Source organism: Brassicibacter thermophilus, assembly GCF_055378355.1.
Genome location: NZ_AP042446.1, coordinates 2,696,002 through 2,719,304, shown reverse-complemented (window position 1 = coordinate 2,719,304; position 23,303 = coordinate 2,696,002). Strand labels below are relative to the sequence as shown.

Here is a 23,303-nt window from a genome sequence, read left to right as displayed (position 1 = left end):
TACTTTCTATATAATTATAGTTTAAGAAGGGAAATCATATGATAAAAAAAGAAACGCAAATAATAAAAGTTGATAGGGATAATCCTAAAGAGGAAAAGTTATCCATAGCTGCTGAAATCATAAGATCAGGAGGTACTGTAGCTTTTCCTACAGAGACGGTTTATGGTCTAGGGGCAAATGCTCTCGATGAAAAAGCTGTAGAGAAAATATTTATAGCTAAAGGAAGACCACAGGATAACCCTTTAATAGTACACATATCTAGTCTCAGCCAACTTTATCCTTTAGTTAAAGAGATACCTCATAATGCAGAAAAGCTAATGAAAAAATTTTGGCCTGGCCCTTTAACGTTATTGTTTAATAAAAGTGACAAAATACCTTCTAAAATTACAGCAGGGCTACCAACGGTAGCTATTAGAATGCCAAATCATAAAGTAGCCTTAGATCTTATTAGGCTTTCGAATCTTCCTATTGCTGCTCCAAGTGCAAACACATCTGGTAAACCAAGTCCTACTAATTCAGATCATGTTGTAGAAGATTTATTTGGGAAAATAGATATAATATTGGACGGTGGACCTACTGGTGTAGGTTTAGAATCCACAGTTTTAGATGTATCTGGGAAAGTACCGGTGATATTAAGACCTGGTGGGATTACCTTAGAAGATTTATTGGAAATTTTTCCTAATGTAGAATATGACCCAGCTATTGAGGGAATAAGTGGAGACTTGGTACCTCGTGCACCAGGTCAAAAATATAAACATTATTCGCCAAATGCAAGGATGATTATAGTACAGGGGGATCAGCATAATATCATTGGAAAAATAATCAAATTAGCAGAAGAATACAAAAAAGATGGGTTAAAGGTTGGAATAATGGCTACAGAAGAAACCAAGAATAAATATGATGGATTTACTACACTTGTAGTAGGAAAGAGAGCTGCTCCTAAGACAATAGCAGCAGGGCTATTTGACACTTTAAGGCATTTTGATAAATTGAAGGTAGATATAATTATTGCAGAAGGAATAGGAGAGACAGGTATAGGAAAAGCTATAATGAATAGGATGAAGAAGGCAGCAGGTGGAGAGGTGATACGATGAGAAATATATTATTCGTATGCACAGGAAATACTTGTCGTAGTATTATGGCAGAAGGTATACTAAAGGACTTGCTTGAAAAGAGAGGAATAGCTGATAACATATATGTAAAATCAGCCGGCATAGCTGCATTTCCAGGACAGCCTGCTACAGAACAGGCTATTTATGTGATGCACAAAAGAGGGATAGACATATCAAAACATAGAGCTAGACAGTTAAATAAAGATATTATTAATGATTTTAACTTAGTCCTGACTATGACTAAAAGACACAAGGATATTATCCTTCAAACATACCCTGAATCAGCTAATAAAGTATTCGTATTAAAGGAATATGCTTATAATGACAAAATAGACTTTCTTGATATTACTGACCCTTATGGACAGTCTATAGAAGTATACGAAAAAACTGCAGAAGAGATAAGCAAGGCACTTAAAGAAATAATCGACAATAAGCTAAAAAATTCAAGTAATTAGAAAGGATGATTTAGGTGAAGATTGCATTGGGCAGTGACCATGGTGGATATGAATTAAAGGAACATATTAAGAAATATCTTGATGAAAAAAATATAGAGTATGTAGATTTTGGGACATATTCTTATGAATCAGTAGATTACCCTGAATTTGCTCATAAAGCAGCAATTGCAGTTGTTAATGGAGAGTGTGACAGAGGAATAGTTTGTTGTGGAACAGGGATAGGCATATCAATATCTGCTAATAAGGTGCCTGGTATTAGATGTGCTTTGTGTAGTGACTGCTATTCAGCTAAGATGTCAAGAGAGCATAATAATGCAAATATGTTGGCTTTAGGTGGTAGAGTATTAGGACGGGATTTAGCTATAGAGATTGTTGACATATGGCTGAATACAGAATTTCAAGGCGGTAGACATGAAAGAAGAATAAATAAGATTGCTGATATAGAGAAAAAGTATATAAAAGAATGAAGGGAGTTTTTATTATGGCAAAAGTAACTATTTTAGATCATCCGTTGATAAAACATAAGTTAACTATTATTAGAGATAAAAATACTGGTTCAAAACAATTTAGAGAATTAGTTAAGGAAGTTTCAATGCTTATGGCTTATGAGGTTACAAGGGATCTTACTTTAGAAAAAATAGAAATAGAAACACCTATATGTAAGACAAAATCAGAAGTTATATCAGGCAAAAAGTTAGGAATTGTCCCTATCTTAAGAGCAGGGCTTGGTATGGTAGAAGGTATGTTAAATTTACTTCCAGCTGCTAAAGTTGGACATGTTGGATTATATAGAGATCCAAAGACTTTAAAACCTGTGGAATATTATTGTAAGTTGCCAAGTGATGTAGAGGAAAGAGAACTAATAGTACTTGATCCTATGCTAGCTACTGGAGGTTCAGCTTCGGCAGCTATAAGTTTTTTAAAAGATAAGGGAGCTACCAACATTAAGTTAGTATGTCTTATAGCAGCACCAGAAGGACTAGAAGCAGTTAAAAAAGCTCATCCTGATGTAGATATATATTTAGCTGCAGTAGATGAGAAACTAAACGATCATGCATATATTGTGCCTGGCTTAGGTGATGCTGGAGATAGATTATTTGGAACAAAATAAAAGATAGATAATTGATATGCTCCCCTTAAGGGGGAGTATTTTTTCTGCTAAACGTTATTTAGAAAGGATGTGTTTATATATATGAAAAGAAGGGATAAGCATAACTATTATCTTGATATTGCAGAAACTGTTTTAGAAAGAGGAACATGTCTTAGAAGAAATTATGGTGCTATCATAGTGAAAAATGATGAGATAATTTCTACTGGATATACAGGTGCCCCTAGAGGAAGAAAAAATTGTTCTGATTTAGGATATTGTATAAGAAAAAAAATGAATATACCAAGAGGACAAAATTATGAAAAGTGCCGAAGTGTCCATGCTGAAGCAAATTGCATTATATCAGCAAGCAGAAGAGATATGATTGGTTCAATTTTGTATTTAGTTGGTAGAGAAATGGAAACTAATGAGTTGGTTAAAAATGCTAATTCTTGTACTATGTGTAAAAGGCTTATTATAAATGCTGGCATAAAAAAAGTAATAATAAGAGATACTGAAAATGAGTATAGGGAAATTAATGTTCAGGATTGGATAGATGATGATGATTCTTTAATAGGAAATTTTGGATATTAAATGTAAACTGTAATATATTTTTAATATAAGGTTATAATTTAAGTAATTGTAATATCTTGGACTAGGTTGACTTAGATTATTGGATATAAGTTTTATTGACTAATTGCATTATTTTATATACAATCAATGTGAGGTAGTATGTACAATTTTTGCTGTAAATATTTATAAACATCAAAAAATTAATTCGTAGAGTTTAAATACAATTGCTATCTTTATGAGAGTATGTGTGGCTTATTTTTATAGATATAGAGGGAGTGTTAAAATGGATAAATGTATTTTACCTTTTTTTGTAGCAGTATTTATTGCATATATTACAACACCATTGGCAAAAAAAATTGCCAATAAAATAGGAGCTATTGATGTACCAAAAGACGAAAGAAGAGTTCATAAAACACCTATTCCAAGGCTTGGAGGGTTAGCTATATATGCAGCAACAATAATCTCCATGCTTATTTTTTTACCATTAGATAAAAAATTAATTTATATTATGCTAGGTGCAACCATTATAGTTATAACAGGTATAATAGACGATATTAAGCCTTTATCTGCTAAAATTAAGCTTTTGGCTCAGATATTAGCTGCAGCTGTATTAGTATTAGGCGATATAAAAATAGATTTTATAACAAAACCTTTTAGTAGTGGTGATGAATTATTATACTTAAAAGCATTTTCAATACCAGTGACTATATTTTGGGTAGTAGGTATAACTAACACATTAAATTTAATAGATGGCTTAGATGGTTTAGCTGCAGGTGTTGCTTCTATAGCTGCAATGTCTTTATTATTTGTTGCGTCACGTTTCGGATATGTGAGTGTAATGATAATGTCAGCGATCTTGGCAGGTTCAGCTTTTGGATTTTTACCATATAATTTTAACCCTGCTAAGATATTTATGGGAGATACAGGAGCACTTTTTTTAGGATATATGCTGTCGGTTATTGCTATTGAAGGCGTTATGAAGAGTGTGGCAGCTATTGCAATAATAGTGCCTATACTAATACTAGGACTTCCAATATTTGATACGACATTTGCTATATTTAGAAGAGTTAAAAATAAAAGACCTATTATGGAAGCTGACAAGGGGCATCTTCATCATAGGCTTTTAGCTAAAGGTTTTAGCCAAAAGAAAACAGTACTTATATTATATTCTGTAAGTGCGTTTCTAGGAGGTACTGCAGTATTTTTAGCTGAGGTTGAAATTCATAAGGCAATAATAATGTTAGGTGTCCTTATAACACTTATATTATTTGCATTATCTAAACTTAATATAGAAAATAGGCACAATAAGGTGAAAGAAGGTAAAAAGGTAGAAAGATAAGAGGTGGAATAGATGGACAAGGTAAAAGTTATGACAGTTTTTGGGACAAGACCAGAAGCTGTTAAGATGGCCCCTATAATACAAGAAATGAAAAAAAGAGATAATATAGAAAGCACAGTCTGTGTTACAGCACAACACAGGCAAATGCTTGATCAAGTTCTTGATATATTTAATATAACTCCTCATTATGACTTAAACATATTTGAACCAGGACAAACCCTAACGAAGATAACCACTCGTGCATTAACTGGGCTAGAGGAAGTTATAAAGAAAGTTAAGCCTCATGTGTTATTAGTCCAAGGTGATACTACTACAGTTTTTGCAGGTGCTCTGGCAGGTTTTTATCACAAGGTTAAGATAGGACATGTAGAAGCAGGATTAAGAAGTGGGAACCTTTATTCACCGTATCCTGAGGAAGCAAATAGAAAGCTTACTGGAGTATTAACAGATTTTCACTTTGCACCTACTGAAAATAGCAGACAAAATCTACTTAGAGAAGGATATGAAGATAGTAAAATATATGTAACAGGCAATACTGTTATAGACGCTTTGCTTCAAGTTGTTTCTAAGGATTATATATTTGACGATCATTTGCTAGATAGTATTGATTATAAAAATAAAAAGGTCATACTATTAACTTCACATAGAAGGGAAAACATAGGAAAACCTATGGAAAACATATTTAATGCTATAAAAGATATAGTATATCAAAATGATGATGTAGAGGTAATATTTCCTGTTCATTTAAACCCAAAGGTAAGGGATATAGCTAATGGTATTTTGGGAGATATTGACAGGATTCATCTTATAGAACCTTTAGATTACTTGCCTTTCGCAAATCTTATGGCAAGATGCTATTTAGTAGTAACTGATTCAGGTGGTTTACAAGAAGAAGCACCTTCTTTAGGTAAGCCAGTATTAGTTGTGAGGAAAGAAACAGAAAGACCTGAAGGAATAAAGGCTGGTACTGCAAAACTAATAGGAATAGAAAAAGAACATATTTATGATGAGATTAACATATTAATAAATAATCCAGATGAATATAATAAAATGGCTAATGCAGTAAACCCATATGGAGATGGTAAGGCTGCAGAGAGAATCGTAAATATAATAGTGGATAGTTTTAACTAAAACGGAGAATTATCTCCGTTTTTTTATGTAGAGGATTTTAGACTTTGGTATAGAATATATGCATAATACACAAACCAAAGGCCTTATTATATTTAAGAGAAGGATGTGATTTTGTGAAATTAGAGGAGGTTGACATTAAGGTACTTGATTACTTATTTGATGCAATTGCTATTATCAATAATGATGGTAAGATAATATATGCTAACCGTAGTTTAGAAAAAATAATTGGCATAAAGAAACAAGACATCATTAATAGTCATTACATGTCTATATTTCCCCAAAAATCAATAAACAGTATAATATTTAAGAAAATAGATAAAAAAGAAGTCCGTTTAAAGGGTAAGAATTTATATCTTAAGAGTATACCATATGTAATAGATAACATACATAAATATAGCATAATTGTATTTAAAGATGTAACTTTAAAGAGAGATTCTGATAGCAAACTTCAGGAACTCATGGATAGTTTAGAGATGATGAAAGATATAGTTGACCATGCGAACCAAGGTATGGTATTGGTAGATAAGGACGGTAGGATTTTAAAATGGAATTATGAAAAACTTTTAGGGAAAAAAGAAGAGGAAGTATTAGGGAAACCAGTACAAGATGTAATAGAAAATACTAGATTACATATAGTGGTAAAAACAGGGAAGAAGGAGTTATGTGATGTGCAGAGGATACAAGGTCATGATATGCTAGCTAGCAGAACTCCTATTATAAAAGACGGCAAGGTAATAGGTGCAGTTGGTACTGTACTTTTTAAAGACGTAAAAGAATTAAAATACCTTGCTAGAAAATTAGAATTATTAGAGGATGCAGTGCATAAATATAAAGGCGAAATAAGGAGAATGCACACAGCTAGGTACTCATTTGATAATATAATCAGCAAAAATAAGAAGATGAAAAGGTTAAAAGAAATAGCAATGAGGGCAGCAGAAAGTAATTCTACTGTGCTAATTCAAGGAGAAAGTGGAACAGGAAAAGAATATTTTGCCCATGCTATACACAGGGCAAGTAATAGAAAATATGGTGCCTTTATAAGTTTAAATTGTGCAGCTATCCCTAAAGAGTTATTAGAATCGGAGCTTTTTGGATACGAGGAAGGTGCTTTTACAGGAGCTAAAAAAGAAGGAAGAATAGGTAAATTTGAACTTGCAAATGGAGGAACTATATTGCTAGATGAGATAGGAACTATGCCGTTAGAAATGCAAGCAAAACTTTTAAGAGTTTTAGAAGAAAGAGAATTTGAAAGAATTGGTGGAAACAAGAGGATAGAATTAGATGTAAGAGTCATAGCTTCAACCAATGAAGACCTTGAAAAGTTAGTAGAGAAAGGAAAGTTTAGACAAGATTTATATTATAGACTTAATGTTATTAGGCTTTTTATTCCTCCATTAAGGGAAAGACTTGATGACATAACTATATTGTCAAAACATATACTTAATGAGTTAGTTAACTCGTTAGAATTGGAACCAAAGGAAATATCTAAAGAAGTAATTTCTATATTTGAAAGTTATAACTGGCCAGGAAATGTAAGAGAGTTGAGAAATGTTTTAGAAAGAGCATTAAATATTGCACAAGGCAATATAATACTTGCCGAGCATTTACCTGAATATCTTCAAAACAAACATAAAAATAGGGATGTAAATAATGATAAAGAAAGTTTAATGTTAAAAGATGTGGTTAGAAAAGCTGAAATAGATGCTATAAAAAAGGCATTAAAGGAAAGTAAAGGAAATAGAACATTAGCGGCTAAAAAATTAGGAATTCACAGAACTGCTCTATATAAAAAGATTGCTGCATATAATTTGCAGATATCAGATCTATAGATTACTAGCGAAAAGCAACTTTCACTGTTACTTATTTAAGCACTATTTTAATAATTCATTTTGAACGAATTATATTGTATAGTGCTTAAATACTGTATCAGAGAAAGTTTTTTTTATGCTAGTAATTTATAATTTACGTTTTCATCAATCATTAAATATTAAATTTATTTTATAGTTAAATAAATTATTGACAATAAATCATATATGATATATTATAAATCATATATGATATATGATTTTAAAAGGAGATGTCTATATGGAATATAAGACTAAAGCACAAATAATTTATGAAAAGTTGAAAGATGAGATAAATGGAGGTGCTTATCTTCCGGGGGACAGAATTGTTATAAGTAAAATTGCAAAAGATAATAATATAAGCGAAATTCCAGTTAGAGAGGCTATTAGGACTCTTGAGAGTGAAAATCTTGTTGAATTAGTTCCAAATGTAGGACCTATAGTTTCAAAAATTAAAAAAGAAGACGTAATAGAAAATTTTATGATCCGTGGTGTATTGGAAGGATATGCTGCTAGATTAAGTATAGATTATATAACTAAAGAAATGCTAGATGAATTAGAAGAATTAATTGATAAGATGGATAGCTACTTAAGAGAAGGGAATTTATTAGAGTATGGTAAATTAAACCAACTTTTTCATCTTACTATTTATTCTTGTTTACCATATAAGAATTTGTATAAGATGATTAAAAATATGTGGGAAGAATATGAAAGGACAAGATCTGTATTTATGCTTTCTCCAGAAAGATGTAAATCATCGAATGAAGAACATAGAGAAATATTGAGATTGATAAAGAACAAGGAATATGAAAAAGTGGAAAATTACTTGAGAGAACATAAGATTAAGTCTTCTCATGAACTAATTAAGCATGTAAATACAAAAAAATGATAAAGGTAATTTTTACCGAAAAGTGCAAACGATTTTTAGCTAAGCTATTTTAACATAAGTTTAAGCAGTATTTATGCAAGCTGCAATATTTTATAACGAGCTAATAATATTTTAATAAAATTTTAACAAGGAGGAAATAAACGAAGCAAAAAGGAGGAGGTAATGAAGCAAATGAAGCAATAATAAATATTAACCATATAAAAGAATATATTATTAAATTGTCAAAAAATAAAAATGTATTAAGGAGTGAATTAAATGACAAAGAAGAAAACATTGTTAATTTGTTTAGTATGTATTTTAAGTTTAAATGTATTTTTATTTGGTTGCTCAAATAATGACGCATCACAATCTTTAAATATGAGTATTGGAACAGCAAGTATGGGTGGAGCTTATTACCCTATGGGGCAAGAAAATTGCAGCTGGTCCTGCTGGTGGAGGAACTTTACCTATATTAAAAGCTCTTCTTGAAAGTGAAGGGTTAAGCATTGACGATGTAGTTCCTAGCTATTTATCATATTCAGATGGTTTTTCTCAACTATCAGATGGAAATGTTGACATAGCTCTTGCACTTTCAGGTTATCCAGCTTCATCAGTTTTAGAGTTAACAGCTACAACTGATATCAGATTTATTGATATTGAGGAAGATAGGATTGAAAAAATATTATCAGAATATCCTTATTATAGTAAAATAATCGTTCCTAAAGAAACTTATGGTTTAGATAAAGATGCAGTCGCTTTAGGTGTGAAGAATACATTAATTGTAAATAATGATATTAGTGAAGACGATGTTTATAATATTACAAAGGCAATATTCGATAATCTAGATGAGTTTCAAGAAGCAAATGCAAATGCAAAGCAAATAGAGTTAGAATCAGCAAAAAATACAGCTATACCTTTACATCCAGGTGCTAAAAAATACTTTGATAGTTTAGAGTAATACACTAATAAATTTGCTTGGAGGTATCATTAAAAGTAATGGAGGGAAATAAATGGAAAGCTCTATCAATAAGAAGAAAGGCTTTATGCTCATTTCCTCTTTAATAGCAATTACAGTAAGTTTATTTCATATATTAAATGTATCTGGCATACTTACAATGTCTAGTATGTCGATAAGGGTAATACACCTTACTGCTATGGTAATGATAATGTACCTAGGAAATAAGAAAAATAAAGAGGATGGGGATAAGAACAAAGGATTAAAAACACTATATAGGATTATAATGCCTGTAATATTTCTAATCTGTGGTATTTATTTACTATATAGATGGGAAGCAATTATTTTAAGTGGTGGAGGAACAAACGAAGTAGATATTATTATTGGGATGATAACGATATTAATAGTATTAGATGCTACACGTAAATCATCAGGAATGGCGTTAGCAATAATTACAGCAGTGTTTTTAGCTTATCCATTTATTGGAAGTTATTTACCAGGTATGTTAAGGTCAAAATCTTATTCTGTATCTAGAATTTTTACATTCCTTTACACTACAACAGAAGGTATATATGGAATACCAATTAGTGTTTCAGCAACTTATATAATATTATTTTGTATTTATGGTGCTTTCTTAAGCCAACTTGGTGCAGGTGAATTTTTATTTAAATTATCATCAGTATTGACTAGAAGGTTTGTAGCAGCAACGGCAAAGACATCAATTATTTTCAGTGCATTAGTAGGTATGATATCAGGGTCAGCTGCAGGCAATGTAGCTATTACTGGATCTTTGACAATTCCTATGATGATTAAATCAGGTTATAAAGAAGACCAAGCTGCTGCTATATCAGCTGTTTCAGCGACAGGTGGTCAAATAATGCCACCTATAATGGGGGCAGCAGCATTTATGATGGCTGAATTAATTGGGGTACCTTATTCAAACATTATGAAAGTAGGTATACTTCCAGCAGTTCTCTATGCTTTGTCGATTTTTGCAATAGTACATTTAGAAGCAAAGAAACAGAATATCGATATGAATAATGAGGAGAATAATGATACATTTGTTTCTATAATGAAAGAGGGCTGGTTCTATATATTACCAATAGCATTGTTAATAATGATGATAGTTATAGGATATTCACCTTTTAAAGCTGCATTAGTATCTATAATTGCCTTAGTTTCAGTATATCTTATTTCGCAGGTAATAAGTGGCAAAGTGACTATGAAAGAGTTTGGAATTAAAGTCATCGAAGCGTTGAAAAAAGGTGCATTTGATACTAGCTCAATTGCCATAGCTTGTGCAGCAGCTGGAATAATAGCAGGTATATTATCAATAACAGGATTAGGTTCAAAACTTGCTACGATTATTATTCAAATATCAGGTGGAAATATATTAATTGCTTTAATATTAACAATGTTTGTTTCTCTTATATTAGGAATGGGGTTACCTACAACTGCAGCTTATTTAGTACTTGCTTCAGTAGTAGCTCCAGCACTAGTTAAATTAGGGTTACCATTAATATCAGCACATATGTTTGTATTCTTCTTTGGATGTATTTCAACTATTACACCACCAGTAGCCCTTGCATCATATGTCGCTGCTGGAATTGCAGGGTCTGATTTGAATAAAGTTGGATGGACAGCTTTTAAATACGGGTTAGTAAGTTTTATACTGCCATATATGTTTGTTTTTGGAGATGGTTTATTAATGGTAGGAAGTCCTTTAGTTGTTGGACAAACCTTTATTATGGCTGCTATTGGAGTATTTTGTATTGCAACCAGTCTAGTAGGATATCTTAATGTTAATTTAAGTAAACTACAAAGAATAATAGTATTTATTTCAGGACTGTTAATGATTTATCAAGGATTGTTAACAGATATAGTTGGATTTGCAATACTAGCAGCTATTTATATTTTAACAAAAAACAAAAAAGATAAGGCTATTATTTAGGAGGTAATAAGATGGAAAAATGGAGTAGTGAAAATTGGTGGGTAAGTAAATATAACTATTTAGATGAGTATAGATCAACTTTAAATTTACCTAAAAAAGTAAAAGTACATGATGCAACTTTAAGAGACGGAGAGCAAACTCCTGGCGTAGTATTTACTGTTGATGATAAAGTTGAGATTGCCAAAATGTTAGATGAAATAGGTGTAGATAGAATAGAAGCTGGAATGCCTGCTGTTTCAAAGGCTGATGAAGAAGCAATTAAAAAAATTGTAGGGCTAGGATTGAAAGCAGAAATATTTTCATTTGCTAGAGCTATAAAAGAAGATATTGATATGGCAGTAGAATGCGGCGTTGATGGTGTAGTTATAGAGATTCCAACAGGAAGACCTAAATTAAAATATCAATTTTCAAAATGGACAGATGAAGATATTATTGAGAAAAGTATTGAAACCATAAAATATGCCAAAGCAAATAATTTAAAAGTAGTGTATTTTGGTTATGATACAACTAGAGCAGATTATGAATTCTTAGTAGAACTATATTCAAAAATTATTGAGGAAGCTAGACCAGATTCAATTGGTATTGTAGATACAATGGGATGTATATTACCAGGTGCAGTAAATGCATTGGTTAGGAAATTAAAAGCACAGTTTGATATTCCTATAGAAATACATGCGCATAATGATTTTGGAATGGGAGTAGCTACTTCATTTGCTGCAGTTGAAGGAGGAGCTGAGGTAATACACACTTCAATAAATGGTATGGGAGAGAGAAGTGGGAATACACAACTAGAAGCAATTTTAGTAGGATTAAAGGTATTATATGGATTAGATGTTGATTACAAATTAAATATTTTAAAAGAAGTATCAGATAAAGTGGAAGAAATATCAAATTTCAGAAAAAATGTTAATCTACCATTAGTTGGAGATAATATATTTGTACGTGAATCTGGAATAGGAATAGATTTAGTAATGAATACTCCATTAGCTATGTTTGCTTTAAGGCCAGAGTTTATTGGAAATAAAGCTGGAGTAATATTAGGGAAAAAAAGTGGTTTAAAATCAATAGATGTAAAATTAGAAGAACTAGGTTTAACTATTGATGAATCTATTAAACCTAAATTGTTAGAAAGAATAAAGAGTTTAGCAATAAATAACAAAAGAGCGATAAATGATGAAGAATTTAAACAAATAATTAGTGATTTAGAAAAGGAAAATATTTAAATCTATAAATTATGTATAAATTAGGAGGATTAAGTATGAAAATCTATGACTTAAGTGTTTGCTTAGAAAATGATGCTACTGAACCATTTCCACCAGAGATAAAACATTCACCCCACGAAATGGGTGTTCATAGACTGGCTAAAGTGGCAGGTATAGAACCTACTGATTTTCCTGAACCTACAGCTCTTGCTACTGATTTTGTTACACTATCTACACATTCAGGTACACATATTGATGCGCCATTTCACTATGGCCCTACTTCAGAGGGCAAACCTGCAAAGTCAATCGACGAAATTCCATTGGAATGGTGTTATGGTGACGGAGTAGTGTTAGATATGAGACATAAAAATCCTGGAGATGAGATAACTGTTGATGATTTGAAAAATGCAGAGGAGAAACTGAAATACAGTATAAAACCAGGTGATATAGTTTTATTACAAACTGGATGCGATAAATACTGGGGAACAACAACAAAAGAATATTTAAAAATGCAATCTGGACTTGGAATAAAAGGAGTAGATTATCTATTAGATAAAGGGGTAAAGACTATAGGAATAGACGCTTGGACTCTGGATAGACCTGTTCAAGCGATGGTAGAATCATATCGAGCTGACGGAAATAAAAATCACTTGTGGGCTAGTCACTATTATGGAAGAAAAAGAGAGTATCTTCAAATTGAAAAATTAGCTAATTTATCGGTTCTTCCTTCGCCTATTGGATTTAAGGTATTTGCATTTCCAATAAAAATAAAAAGAGGAACAGCTGGTTGGTGTAGAGCAGTAGCTATTTATGAATAAAAAGCTTAAACTGCCTTAAAAAAATATAAAAATAGCTCTTATTAAAATTTGCAAGTTTAATTTTTAGATGTCGTACAAAAATTTAAACTTGCAAATTTTTTATATTTTTATTATGCAATTTCCTCATATTATATTTGTGAAACAATCTTAAAACATTAAAAAAATATTGTTAATTTTTTTACATTTATGTATTGAAATTTTTTTAAATAGTGATAAAATATAGATGAATAATAAATATAAAATATTATGTTACATAACGTAAATTATATTAAATCTAAGCATTTACATAGGATGTATATAATTAAAAAGATATTAGTTACTTTTAGGTATGATTTAAAGCTAAGAATGCAGTTTGAAATGTTAAAAAATTATCAATATTTATCATAGTAATAGATAAAAAAATAACATTTAATTAAATTATTATTTTTTAAAATTAATAAAAAGGGGATGTATTATATGAGAGAGGTTGTCATAGTTAGTGCAGTACGTACACCAATAGGTACTTTTGGAGGGAGTTTTAAAAATGTATCGGCAGTAAAATTAGGGGTTGTAGCAGTAAAAGCAGCAATGGAAAGAGCAGGAGTAAAACCAGATATGATTGACGAAGTGATATTTGGTAATGTATTACAAGCAGGATTAGGGCAAAACGTAGCAAGACAAATATCAATACACTCAGGGATACCTGTAGAAGTGCCATCTTACACAGTTAACAAAGTATGTGGCTCAGGATTAAAGACAGTACAATTAGCAGCACAAGCTATTATGGTTGGGGATGCAGATGTAATTATAGCAGGTGGAACAGAAAACATGAGTGCAGCACCATATATATTGCCAAACACAAGATGGGGACAGAGAATGGGAGATGGCAAGGTAGTTGATTATATGGTACACGATGGACTATGGGACATATTTAATGATTATCACATGGGAATTACTGCTGAAAACATAGCAGAAAGATGGAACATAACAAGAGAAGAACAAGATAAATTTGCTCTTCAAAGTCAACAGAGAGCTGAAAAGGCTATTAAGAGTGGAAGATTTAAAGATGAAATTGTGCCAGTAGAAGTTCCACAAAGGAAAGGAGACCCAATAATAGTAGACACAGATGAGCACCCAAGATTTGGTTCAAGTTTAGAAAAGATGTCAAAACTAAAGCCAGCATTTAAGAAAGATGGGACAGTAACTGCAGGTAATGCATCAGGGATAAATGATGGAGCAGCGGCGTTGATAATAATGTCAAAAGAGAAAGCAGAAGAACTAGGCATAAAACCACTAGCTACTATAGTTTCTTATGCAACAGCAGGAGTAGATCCAAAGATTATGGGTTATGGTCCAGTGCCAGCATCAAGAAAAGCACTAGAAAAAGCAGGAATGACTATAGAAGATATAGATTTAGTAGAGGCAAATGAAGCATTTGCAGCACAGTCATTAGCAGTAGTAAAAGACTTAGGGCTTGATCCAGAAAAGACAAATGTAAATGGAGGTGCGATAGCATTAGGCCATCCTATAGGATGTTCAGGTGCGAGAATACTTGTAACATTACTTCATGAGATGATAAAGAGAGATGTTAAGAACGGACTTGCCACTTTATGTATAGGTGGAGGTCAAGGAGCTGCTATGATAGTAAAAAGATAGTTAAATCTTATTAAAATGTATAAAAATATCTACACAATAAAAAAAGTGTATCCGAATGGATACACTTTTTTTATTGTGTATTAATTTGTGTTTTCAGCAATCAGCAATTATTTGATAAGAGAGTAAAAAAAATAAAGTAGAAAAATTTCTATAGTGATATTTTTGATATAGTACAAAATGGCTATAAATACGCGTTTATATAAATGGTATATTTATTGCTATATTGATTTTGTGGTATAACAAACACTTTTTAGTTTTGTATTTTTTAGTGTTAAAAAACCGTTGGTAAAAAATACAAAAAGGGGGATGTATTATATGAGAGAGGTTGTCATAGTTAGTGCAGTACGTACACCAATAGGTACTTTTGGAGGGAGTTTTAAAAATGTATCGGCAGTAAAATTAGGGGTTGTAGCAGTAAAAGCAGCAATGGAAAGAGCAGGAGTAAAACCAGATATGATTGACGAAGTGATATTTGGTAATGTATTACAAGCAGGATTAGGGCAAAACGTAGCAAGACAAATATCAATACACTCAGGGATACCTGTAGAAGTGCCATCTTACACAGTTAACAAAGTATGTGGCTCAGGATTAAAGACAGTACAATTAGCAGCACAAGCTATTATGGTTGGGGATGCAGATGTAATTATAGCAGGTGGAACAGAAAACATGAGTGCAGCACCATATATATTGCCAAACACAAGATGGGGACAGAGAATGGGAGATGGCAAGGTAGTTGATTATATGGTACACGATGGACTATGGGACATATTTAATGATTATCACATGGGAATTACTGCTGAAAACATAGCAGAAAGATGGAACATAACAAGAGAAGAACAAGATAAATTTGCTCTTCAAAGTCAACAGAGAGCTGAAAAGGCTATTAAGAGTGGAAGATTTAAAGATGAAATTGTGCCAGTAGAAGTTCCACAAAGGAAAGGAGACCCAATAATAGTAGACACAGATGAGCACCCAAGATTTGGTTCAAGTTTAGAAAAGATGTCAAAACTAAAGCCAGCATTTAAGAAAGATGGGACAGTAACTGCAGGTAATGCATCAGGGATAAATGATGGAGCAGCGGCGTTGATAATAATGTCAAAAGAGAAAGCAGAAGAACTAGGCATAAAACCACTAGCTACTATAGTTTCTTATGCAACAGCAGGAGTAGATCCAAAGATTATGGGTTATGGTCCAGTGCCAGCATCAAGAAAAGCACTAGAAAAAGCAGGAATGACTATAGAAGATATAGATTTAGTAGAGGCAAATGAAGCATTTGCAGCACAGTCATTAGCAGTAGTAAAAGACTTAGGGCTTGATCCAGAAAAGACAAATGTAAATGGAGGTGCGATAGCATTAGGTCATCCTATAGGATGTTCAGGTGCGAGAATACTTGTAACATTACTTCACGAGATGATAAAAAGAGATGTTAAGAACGGACTTGCCACTTTATGTATAGGTGGAGGGCAAGGTACTTCTATAATAGTAAAAAGATAATTTACCTTTAGGTAAACAAAATTTAAGCTTAAAATATGTCTATATAATTAAAGCGTTAAAGTTGGACCCTTAAAGGAGGTATAAAATATGAGTAAGATTATTTCTATAGAAGAAGCAGTAGGTAAAGTAAAAGAAGGTATGACAATTATGATAGGAGGGTTTTTAGGTTGTGGTAATCCTCATAAAATAATTGATGCACTGGTTAAAAAAGGAACAAAAAATTTGACATTAATAGCTAATGATACTGCCTTTCCAGAAATAGGAATAGGAAAATTAGTTATGAATAAGCAGTTTAAAAAAATTATCGCTTCTCATGTAGGCACAAATAAAGAAACTGGTAGACAGATGTCTACAGGAGAAACAGAAGTGGTACTAGTGCCTCAAGGAACACTAGCTGAACAAATAAGAGCAGGTGGAGCAGGATTAGGAGGAATACTTACGCCTACAGGAATAGGGACGATTATTGAAGAAGGAAAAAGAAAAATAGAAATTGATGGTAAGGAATATTTGCTTGAGTTGCCATTAAGGGCAGATATAGCTTTAATAGCAGGAACTAAAGTAGATAAAAAAGGGAATGTATATTACAATGCATCAACTAGAAACTTCAATACTTTAGTAGCTACAGCTGCTGACATAGTAATAGTAGAAGCTGAAGAAATAGTAGAAGTAGGAGAAATAGATCCAAATGTAGTAATGACTCCTGGCTTATTTGTTGATTATATAGTGTTAGGAGGCGAAAAATAATGGATAAGAATAAGATCAAAGAATTAATAGCAAAGAGAGTAGCAAAGGAATTAAAGGATGGAGATGTTGTAAATTTAGGAATAGGTTTACCAACTATGGTTGCCAATTATATTCCTGACGATATAAATATTACTTTTCATTCGGAAAATGGTTTTGTAGGATTAGGGCCTGCACCAAAGGAAGGAGAAGAAGATAAGGACTTAGTAAATGCAGGTGGGCAATATGTGACCATAAATAAAGGAGGAGCTTTTTTTGACAGTGCTACTTCATTTGGAATAATAAGAGGCGGTCATGTAGATGTTACAGTTTTAGGAGCACTTCAGGTAGATGAAAAAGGTAACTTAGCAAATTGGATGATACCGGGTAAATTAGTACCAGGTATGGGTGGAGCAATGGACTTAGTAACAGGTGCTAAAAAGGTAATCATAGCCATGACTCATACAGCTAAAGGTAAACCTAAAATATTGAAAGAATGTACATTGCCACTTACTGCTAAAGGTCAAGTAAATCTAATAATTACTGAAATGGGAGTAATGGAAGTAACTGATAAAGGATTAGTATTAAAAGAAATTGGACCAGAGGTTACTATAGAAGATATAAAGGCAGCAACGGAAGCTAACTTTATCATAGCAGATAATTTAAAAGAAATGAAAGTATAAAAGCAGGGATAATATCTCTGCTTTTTAATTTAAGTTGAAATGATATTATTTTCAAATTATAATTGTTGAACTTCTTTACTTATTTACCAAAACAGTAAATTGTATTATAATAATATTTAATAATTATAAGAAAATTAGAGAAATTTTTTTATTGTTAATTTTTTTTCAAAAAATATATTGAAATAATTTACTGGAGTGATAAAATAATAATGGGGGATAAGTCGAAAATTTACGAAAATATAGTTTTTATAACCCAAATAGGCCTTTCTATGTCGATACCTATAATAGGTTGTATAATATTAGGGCACTTTTTAGACAAAAAGTTTAATACAAATGTTATATTTTTATCAATATTTACTGTTGTTGGAATACTTTCTGCATTTACTAATCTCTTTAAATTAGTTAAAAGAATAAATAAAAGGAAGTGACATTATGAGTCTAGAGAAAAATACCAATCAAGAAATTATCAAAAGAGTTATAGCACTTGCTCTTATATTAATTGGTATAATTTTTTTTGTATTTTCTAATCCTAAACCATATATATATGGTTTGATATTTGGTACTACAATTAATATATTAAACTTTAGACTCATGTCATTAACTTTAGAAAAAGCAGTAACTAAACGTGCTAATAGAATTAAAGGATATGTAATGGGGAATTACATAATTAGGTATATTATTTATGGAGTAGTTTTATACATATCAGTTATAGCAGATTACATTAGTTTTGTTACTGTCGTAATAGGTTTTTTAATGGTAAAAATTATCATCATTTCTGATGCATTTTGTGATATAATTAAAATTAAATTTAAACGCCATAGTAAAAAAATTTAAAATAATTTAAAATATTTATCTCAAAAGAAAGGAGGTTAGAATTATGAAAATAGAAATGACTCTTACTATGTTTGGAAAAGAAATTTTTATTCCAGCTACTATTGTCAATTCGTGGATTATAGTTATTATACTCTCTATATTTGCTATAGTAGTAAACAAAAAACTTAAAGAGGCAGATATAGATAAAAAGCCTTCAAAGTTTTTAAATGTTATAGAGCTTTTAGTGGAAGGTGTAGAATCATTTGTTAAGAGTTCTATGGGAGCTAAGAACATGAAATTTGCACCATATATTGGAACATTGGCTCTTTACCTTTTGATTGCGAACCTTTTTGGGCTTATTGGTTTTGTGCCACCTACCTCTGATTACAATGTGCCATTTACATTGGCTATAATAACATTTGTTATGACTCAATACTATGGTTTAAAATCAAAGGGACTAGGTGGGTATGTTAAAGGATTTTTTGAGCCTGTGCCATTTTTATTTCCACTAAATATTATCGGAGAGTTGGCAAATCCTGTATCGCTTTCCTTCCGTCTATTTGGTAATATCTTAAGTGGAGTAATAATTATGGGACTTCTGTATTCTGCGTTAGGATTTTTTGCACCAATAGTAGCTCCTGTATTCCATGCTTATTTTGATGTATTTGCAGGTGTTATTCAAACATTCATATTTACTATGCTTACAATGGTTTTTGTATCAATGGCTATGGATTAAACTAGAGGAAGGGAGGTATCAAAATTTGGCAGAATCAAGTAATTTTATTGTTAGGTTTATAAATTGGCTGTTACAATTTGAAACTAAGGACCTTATATTAGCTGCATCAGCAATAGGTGTAGGATTTGCTATGATAGCTGGTATAGGCCCAGGTATAGGTCAAGGATATGCAGCAGGTAAAGCAGCAGAAGCTGTTGGCAAGACTCCCAAAAATAGTAGATCAATTACCCTTATGATGCTTTTAGGTGCAGCAGTAGCTGAAACTTCAGGCATACTGTCTCTTGTTGTTGCATTGATATTATTGTTTACAAATCCATTATTAGGGCTTAAAGGTGCTGACTTTGCTGGTTTAATAATAGCTGCATCAGGTATAGCAGCAGGTTTGTCAATGATAGGAGGTATGGGACCAGCTATAGGTCAAGGATATGCAGCAGGTAAAGCAGCTGAAGCAGTTGGTAGAAGCCCTAAACAAAGTAAATCTATCACTTTTGTTATGATATTAGGTCAAGCAGTATCTCAAACTTCAGGTATACTGTCCCTAGTTATATCATTGATACTGATGTATGCAAACCCTTTTATAAATGTAGAAGGGGCTATGATAATATTAGCAGCATCAGCAATAGGTGCAGGACTTTCAATGATAGCTGGTATAGGCCCTGCTATGGGACAGGGATATGCAGCAGGTAAAGCTACAGAAGCTGTTGGAAAAAGACCTAAACTTCAAGCAAGTATTGTTAGGACTATGATACTAGGTCAAGCAGTATCCCAAACTACAGGGATATACGCTTTGATTATTTCTTTGGTTTTAATGTTTGCAAATCCATTACTTAATTTATTATAGTGTAACTATATTTAATTGTTATAAGATAATATTTATTATGAGAATTCGTTACTTAAAAATTGGAATAAAAAAAAGAGGAGGAATTTTTTATGGATCCAAATACAGCTATTACAGGAAAAGATTTAATATTAGCAGCATCAGCAATAGGTGCAGGACTTTCAATGATTGCAGGTATTGGACCTGGTATAGGTCAAGGTTACGCAGCAGGTAAAGCTGCAGAAGCTGTTGGTAGACAACCAGAAGCACAAGGGGATATTATCAGGACAATGATTTTAGGTCAAGCAGTTGCAGAAACTACAGGTATCTATGGATTAGTTATAGCTATAATCTTACTATTTGTAAGACCACTGCTTGGCGCATAAAATTTTAAAAAGAGGTGGGCATACCCATCTCTTCTGAGTTTAACTCCAAGACAATATAGAGAAGGGAGGCATAATATTAATGGCCTTTGATGTAAGAGTTTTACCAGAATGGTCGTCGTTTATTCTACAATTAATATCTACACTTATTCTTTACCTTGTATTAAGACATTTTCTTTTTAAACCTGTTTCAGAAATGTTAAGAAAAAGAAGAGAAAAAATAGAAAATGACTTAAACGAGGCTAAAGAAAGAAAAGATGAAGCAGCTGCTCTAAAGAAAGAATATGAGCTTAAGATAGAAGAAGCTAAAAAAGAAGGTCAGGCTATAATAGAGGAAGCAAGAAAACGTGGAGAAGAATTAAAGGATAATATTATAGCTGAGGCTAGAAGTGAAGCTGAAAATATAATTAAGAAGGCTAATAGTGAAATAGAAAGACAAAGACAAAAGGCTATGGAAGACCTTAAAGCAGAGGTTGTTGCAATATCAATGATGGTGGCTTCTAAAGTAATAGAAAAGAACCTGGATGAAAATGTGCATAAGAAAATGATAGAAGAGTTTATAAACGAGGTAGGGGAAAGTAAATGGCAAAGCTAGTAGGTAAGAAATATGCAGAGGCATTATTTGATGTAGCAATAGAGTTAGATAAGCTAGAACAGTTTAAAGATGAAATATTGTTTATATCACAGGTTTTTCAAAAGGAGCCAAAATTAAATATTATCATACAGCATCCTAAAATAAGCAAAGCAGAAAAAAAGGATATTATTAACTCTATTTTTAAAGGTAGAGTTTCTCAAGAAATATTAAATCTTATGTATATTGTTATCGATAAAGAGAGAGAAAGAGATATTCAGGATATTAGTGATGAATATATTAATCTTTTTAATGAAAAGTATGGCATAGTTGACGCTCAAGCTATCACAGCTATACCTATGACTGAAGATGAAAAGCTTGCATTATCGCAAAAACTTTCTAAAAAATTCAACAAAAAGGTTAACCTTACAAATATTGTAGATAAAGATATAATAGGTGGAATATTAGTAAAGGTTCAGGATAAGGTAATAGATGAAAGCATCAGAAAACAGCTGGATATGCTTCAAGAAGACCTTCAAGGTGTGAAAGTAAGTAAAGAATAGGGGTGAAGAAAAGGATGAATCTAAGACCTGAAGAAATTAGTTCTATTATAAAAGAACAAATCAAAAAATACGAAAAAAGACTTGATGTAGTAGATGTAGGTACCGTTATTCAGGTTGGTGACGGTATAGCTAGAATTCACGGTCTTGAAAATTGCATGGCCAGTGAACTTTTGGAATTTCCCGGCGGCGTATATGGTATGGCATTGAACCTTGAGGAGGACAATGTTGGTTGCGTTCTTATGGGCTCAGATGAAAATATCAAAGAAGGGGACGAAGTAAAGAGAACAGGAAGAATAGTAGAGGTTCCAGTTGGAGATGCCATGATAGGCAGGGTAGTAAATGCATTAGGTCAGCCTATAGATGGTAAAGGTGCAATCAATACAGATAAGTTTAGACCAGTTGAAAGGGTAGCACCTGGTGTTATAACGAGAAAATCAGTATCCGAGCCTTTGCAGACAGGTATCAAAGCAATAGACTCTATGATACCTATAGGTAGAGGTCAGAGGGAACTTATCATAGGTGATAGACAAACAGGTAAGACTGCAATAGCAGTAGATACTATCCTAAACCAAAAAGGTCAAGATGTTATATGTATATATGTAGCTATTGGACAAAAAAGGTCAACAGTTGCTCAGATAGTTGATGTATTAGAAAAAAGAGGAGCTATGGACTATAGTATAGTTGTAGCAGCTACAGCTAGTGAACTAGCTCCATTACAATATATTGCTCCATATGCTGGAGTTACTATAGGTGAAGAATTTATGGAAAATGGAAAGGACGTACTTATAATATATGACGACCTTTCAAAGCACGCAGTTGCATATCGTGCTATGTCACTGCTTTTACGTAGACCACCTGGACGTGAGGCATATCCTGGAGATGTATTCTATCTTCATTCAAGATTATTAGAAAGAGCTGCAAAGTTAGACGAAAAATACGGTGGTGGTTCCATAACAGCACTACCAATTATAGAAACTCAAGCTGGAGATATATCAGCATATATACCAACTAATGTTATTTCCATAACAGATGGTCAGATATTCCTAGAATCTGAATTATTCTTTGCAGGACAAAGGCCTGCGGTAAATGCTGGTTTATCAGTTTCTCGTGTTGGTGGGGCTGCACAGATTAAGGCAATGAAAAAAGTAGCAGGGTCTCTAAAACTTGAACTTGCTCAATACAGAGAATTAGCAGCATTTGCTCAATTTGGTTCTGAGTTAGATAAAGAGACTCAAGAAAGGCTTGCTCAAGGTGAAAGAATTATGGAAATATTAAACCAGCCACAATATAAGCCATATCCTGTAGAAGAACAGGTTATGATTATATATGCTGTTATTAATAAATACCTTACAGATATACCTGTAGATAAGGTAAGACAGTTTGAAGAAGAATTTTTAAGTTTTATGAGATCAAACTACGCTGAAGTAGGCAAAAGCATTGTTGAAACTAAAGATCTTACTCCAGAGACAGAAGAAAAGCTTAAAGAAGGTATACAAGAATTTAAAAAGATATTTAGATAAAATCTGACCCCATGAAAGAATGGAGGTGAAAAA

Annotated in this window: 25 protein-coding genes; all 25 read left to right on the top strand. The window is 32.3% G+C overall.

Annotated elements, in window-relative coordinates:
* The first annotated feature begins 38 nt into the window (after positions 1-38).
* The 25 genes from ACZ41D_RS13055 to atpA all read left to right on the top strand — a co-directional run bounded on the left by ACZ41D_RS13055 (position 39) and on the right by atpA (position 23,270).
* Positions 39-1,094, top strand: coding sequence for an L-threonylcarbamoyladenylate synthase (locus ACZ41D_RS13055; protein ID WP_464151853.1), 1,056 nt, complete (start codon positions 39-41; stop codon positions 1,092-1,094).
* The gene (locus ACZ41D_RS13050; protein WP_464151852.1) at positions 1,091-1,567 is read left to right on the top strand and encodes a low molecular weight protein arginine phosphatase; all 477 of its coding nucleotides are present in this window, start codon (positions 1,091-1,093) and stop codon (positions 1,565-1,567) included. The genes ACZ41D_RS13055 and ACZ41D_RS13050 overlap by 4 nt, the downstream gene beginning before the upstream one ends.
* A gap of 14 nt (positions 1,568-1,581) precedes the next feature.
* Positions 1,582-2,034 carry a ribose 5-phosphate isomerase B gene (gene rpiB, locus ACZ41D_RS13045; RefSeq protein ID WP_464151851.1) on the top strand — a complete coding sequence of 151 codons (453 nt, stop codon included), beginning with the start codon at positions 1,582-1,584 and terminating at the stop codon, positions 2,032-2,034.
* Positions 2,035-2,048: 14 nt separating this feature from the next.
* Positions 2,049-2,678, top strand: coding sequence for a uracil phosphoribosyltransferase (gene upp / locus ACZ41D_RS13040; protein ID WP_464151850.1), 630 nt, complete (start codon positions 2,049-2,051; stop codon positions 2,676-2,678).
* A gap of 81 nt (positions 2,679-2,759) precedes the next feature.
* Positions 2,760-3,248 carry a deoxycytidylate deaminase gene (locus ACZ41D_RS13035; protein WP_464151849.1) on the top strand — a complete coding sequence of 163 codons (489 nt, stop codon included), beginning with the start codon at positions 2,760-2,762 and terminating at the stop codon, positions 3,246-3,248.
* Positions 3,249-3,510: 262 nt separating this feature from the next.
* A complete protein-coding gene (locus tag ACZ41D_RS13030; RefSeq protein ID WP_464151848.1) occupies positions 3,511-4,566 on the top strand; it encodes an MraY family glycosyltransferase in 1,056 nt (351 codons plus the stop codon).
* A gap of 12 nt (positions 4,567-4,578) precedes the next feature.
* Positions 4,579-5,697: a non-hydrolyzing UDP-N-acetylglucosamine 2-epimerase gene (wecB, locus tag ACZ41D_RS13025; protein ID WP_464151847.1), complete on the top strand. Its 1,119-nt coding sequence runs from the start codon at positions 4,579-4,581 to the stop codon at positions 5,695-5,697.
* Positions 5,698-5,810: 113 nt separating this feature from the next.
* Entirely contained in the window at positions 5,811-7,526 is a 1,716-nt protein-coding gene (locus tag ACZ41D_RS13020) for a sigma-54 interaction domain-containing protein (protein WP_464151846.1), read from the top strand.
* A 256-nt stretch (positions 7,527-7,782) separates the two neighbouring features.
* Positions 7,783-8,430, top strand: a complete 648-nt coding sequence (locus ACZ41D_RS13015) for a GntR family transcriptional regulator (protein WP_464151845.1) — start codon at positions 7,783-7,785, stop codon at positions 8,428-8,430.
* Positions 8,431-8,794: 364 nt separating this feature from the next.
* A complete protein-coding gene (locus tag ACZ41D_RS13010) occupies positions 8,795-9,367 on the top strand; it encodes a TAXI family TRAP transporter solute-binding subunit (protein WP_464151844.1) in 573 nt (190 codons plus the stop codon).
* Positions 9,368-9,419: 52 nt separating this feature from the next.
* On the top strand, positions 9,420-11,315 hold the full coding sequence (locus tag ACZ41D_RS13005) for a TRAP transporter permease (RefSeq protein WP_464151843.1): 1,896 nt from the start codon (positions 9,420-9,422) through the stop codon (positions 11,313-11,315).
* Between the two features lie 11 nt (positions 11,316-11,326).
* On the top strand, positions 11,327-12,538 hold the full coding sequence (locus tag ACZ41D_RS13000; RefSeq protein ID WP_464151842.1) for a homocitrate synthase/isopropylmalate synthase family protein: 1,212 nt from the start codon (positions 11,327-11,329) through the stop codon (positions 12,536-12,538).
* A 35-nt stretch (positions 12,539-12,573) separates the two neighbouring features.
* A complete protein-coding gene (locus ACZ41D_RS12995; RefSeq protein WP_464151841.1) occupies positions 12,574-13,335 on the top strand; it encodes a cyclase family protein in 762 nt (253 codons plus the stop codon).
* Between the two features lie 456 nt (positions 13,336-13,791).
* Positions 13,792-14,970 carry an acetyl-CoA C-acetyltransferase gene (locus ACZ41D_RS12990; protein WP_464151840.1) on the top strand — a complete coding sequence of 393 codons (1,179 nt, stop codon included), beginning with the start codon at positions 13,792-13,794 and terminating at the stop codon, positions 14,968-14,970.
* A gap of 315 nt (positions 14,971-15,285) precedes the next feature.
* The gene (locus tag ACZ41D_RS12985) at positions 15,286-16,464 is read left to right on the top strand and encodes an acetyl-CoA C-acetyltransferase (RefSeq protein ID WP_464151839.1); all 1,179 of its coding nucleotides are present in this window, start codon (positions 15,286-15,288) and stop codon (positions 16,462-16,464) included.
* An 87-nt stretch (positions 16,465-16,551) separates the two neighbouring features.
* Complete coding sequence (locus ACZ41D_RS12980) at positions 16,552-17,208, top strand: CoA transferase subunit A (protein ID WP_464151838.1); 657 nt, start codon at positions 16,552-16,554, stop codon at positions 17,206-17,208.
* A complete protein-coding gene (locus tag ACZ41D_RS12975) occupies positions 17,208-17,867 on the top strand; it encodes a CoA transferase subunit B (RefSeq protein WP_464151837.1) in 660 nt (219 codons plus the stop codon). Before ACZ41D_RS12980 ends, ACZ41D_RS12975 begins: the two co-directional genes overlap by 1 nt.
* Before the next feature lie 209 nt (positions 17,868-18,076).
* A complete protein-coding gene (locus ACZ41D_RS12970) occupies positions 18,077-18,295 on the top strand; it encodes an AtpZ/AtpI family protein (protein WP_464151836.1) in 219 nt (72 codons plus the stop codon).
* A gap of 4 nt (positions 18,296-18,299) precedes the next feature.
* Positions 18,300-18,701 (top strand): ATP synthase subunit I, encoded by a 402-nt coding sequence (locus tag ACZ41D_RS12965; RefSeq protein ID WP_464151835.1) that lies wholly within the window; start codon positions 18,300-18,302, stop codon positions 18,699-18,701.
* Positions 18,702-18,744: 43 nt separating this feature from the next.
* Entirely contained in the window at positions 18,745-19,416 is a 672-nt protein-coding gene (gene atpB / locus ACZ41D_RS12960; protein ID WP_464151834.1) for a F0F1 ATP synthase subunit A, read from the top strand.
* A 25-nt stretch (positions 19,417-19,441) separates the two neighbouring features.
* Complete coding sequence (atpE, locus tag ACZ41D_RS12955) at positions 19,442-20,257, top strand: ATP synthase F0 subunit C (protein WP_464151833.1); 816 nt, start codon at positions 19,442-19,444, stop codon at positions 20,255-20,257.
* A gap of 89 nt (positions 20,258-20,346) precedes the next feature.
* On the top strand, positions 20,347-20,619 hold the full coding sequence (gene atpE, locus ACZ41D_RS12950) for an ATP synthase F0 subunit C (RefSeq protein WP_464151832.1): 273 nt from the start codon (positions 20,347-20,349) through the stop codon (positions 20,617-20,619).
* A 79-nt stretch (positions 20,620-20,698) separates the two neighbouring features.
* The gene (locus ACZ41D_RS12945) at positions 20,699-21,211 is read left to right on the top strand and encodes a F0F1 ATP synthase subunit B (protein WP_464151831.1); all 513 of its coding nucleotides are present in this window, start codon (positions 20,699-20,701) and stop codon (positions 21,209-21,211) included.
* Positions 21,199-21,750: a F0F1 ATP synthase subunit delta gene (locus tag ACZ41D_RS12940; protein WP_464151830.1), complete on the top strand. Its 552-nt coding sequence runs from the start codon at positions 21,199-21,201 to the stop codon at positions 21,748-21,750. Before ACZ41D_RS12945 ends, ACZ41D_RS12940 begins: the two co-directional genes overlap by 13 nt.
* A gap of 2 nt (positions 21,751-21,752) precedes the next feature.
* Positions 21,753-23,270, top strand: coding sequence for a F0F1 ATP synthase subunit alpha (gene atpA / locus ACZ41D_RS12935; protein ID WP_464151829.1), 1,518 nt, complete (start codon positions 21,753-21,755; stop codon positions 23,268-23,270).
* Positions 23,271-23,303 lie beyond the last annotated feature (33 nt).

Excerpts from the sequence above, each read along its gene's own strand:
- ACZ41D_RS13055 (WP_464151853.1), top strand. The coding sequence starts at position 39 with ATGATAAAAAAAGAAACGCAAATAATAAAAGTTGATAGGGATAATCCT.
- ACZ41D_RS13050 (WP_464151852.1), top strand. The coding sequence starts at position 1,091 with ATGAGAAATATATTATTCGTATGCACAGGAAATACTTGTCGTAGTATT.
- upp (WP_464151850.1), top strand. The coding sequence starts at position 2,049 with ATGGCAAAAGTAACTATTTTAGATCATCCGTTGATAAAACATAAGTTA.
- ACZ41D_RS13035 (WP_464151849.1), top strand. The coding sequence starts at position 2,760 with ATGAAAAGAAGGGATAAGCATAACTATTATCTTGATATTGCAGAAACT.
- ACZ41D_RS13030 (WP_464151848.1), top strand. The coding sequence starts at position 3,511 with ATGGATAAATGTATTTTACCTTTTTTTGTAGCAGTATTTATTGCATAT.
- wecB (WP_464151847.1), top strand. The coding sequence starts at position 4,579 with ATGGACAAGGTAAAAGTTATGACAGTTTTTGGGACAAGACCAGAAGCT.
- ACZ41D_RS13015 (WP_464151845.1), top strand. The coding sequence starts at position 7,783 with ATGGAATATAAGACTAAAGCACAAATAATTTATGAAAAGTTGAAAGAT.
- ACZ41D_RS13005 (WP_464151843.1), top strand. The coding sequence starts at position 9,420 with ATGGAAAGCTCTATCAATAAGAAGAAAGGCTTTATGCTCATTTCCTCT.
- ACZ41D_RS13000 (WP_464151842.1), top strand. The coding sequence starts at position 11,327 with ATGGAAAAATGGAGTAGTGAAAATTGGTGGGTAAGTAAATATAACTAT.
- ACZ41D_RS12995 (WP_464151841.1), top strand. The coding sequence starts at position 12,574 with ATGAAAATCTATGACTTAAGTGTTTGCTTAGAAAATGATGCTACTGAA.
- ACZ41D_RS12990 (WP_464151840.1), top strand. The coding sequence starts at position 13,792 with ATGAGAGAGGTTGTCATAGTTAGTGCAGTACGTACACCAATAGGTACT.
- ACZ41D_RS12985 (WP_464151839.1), top strand. The coding sequence starts at position 15,286 with ATGAGAGAGGTTGTCATAGTTAGTGCAGTACGTACACCAATAGGTACT.
- ACZ41D_RS12980 (WP_464151838.1), top strand. The coding sequence starts at position 16,552 with ATGAGTAAGATTATTTCTATAGAAGAAGCAGTAGGTAAAGTAAAAGAA.
- ACZ41D_RS12975 (WP_464151837.1), top strand. The coding sequence starts at position 17,208 with ATGGATAAGAATAAGATCAAAGAATTAATAGCAAAGAGAGTAGCAAAG.
- ACZ41D_RS12970 (WP_464151836.1), top strand. The coding sequence starts at position 18,077 with ATGGGGGATAAGTCGAAAATTTACGAAAATATAGTTTTTATAACCCAA.
- ACZ41D_RS12965 (WP_464151835.1), top strand. The coding sequence starts at position 18,300 with ATGAGTCTAGAGAAAAATACCAATCAAGAAATTATCAAAAGAGTTATA.
- atpB (WP_464151834.1), top strand. The coding sequence starts at position 18,745 with ATGAAAATAGAAATGACTCTTACTATGTTTGGAAAAGAAATTTTTATT.
- atpE (WP_464151832.1), top strand. The coding sequence starts at position 20,347 with ATGGATCCAAATACAGCTATTACAGGAAAAGATTTAATATTAGCAGCA.
- ACZ41D_RS12945 (WP_464151831.1), top strand. The coding sequence starts at position 20,699 with ATGGCCTTTGATGTAAGAGTTTTACCAGAATGGTCGTCGTTTATTCTA.
- ACZ41D_RS12940 (WP_464151830.1), top strand. The coding sequence starts at position 21,199 with ATGGCAAAGCTAGTAGGTAAGAAATATGCAGAGGCATTATTTGATGTA.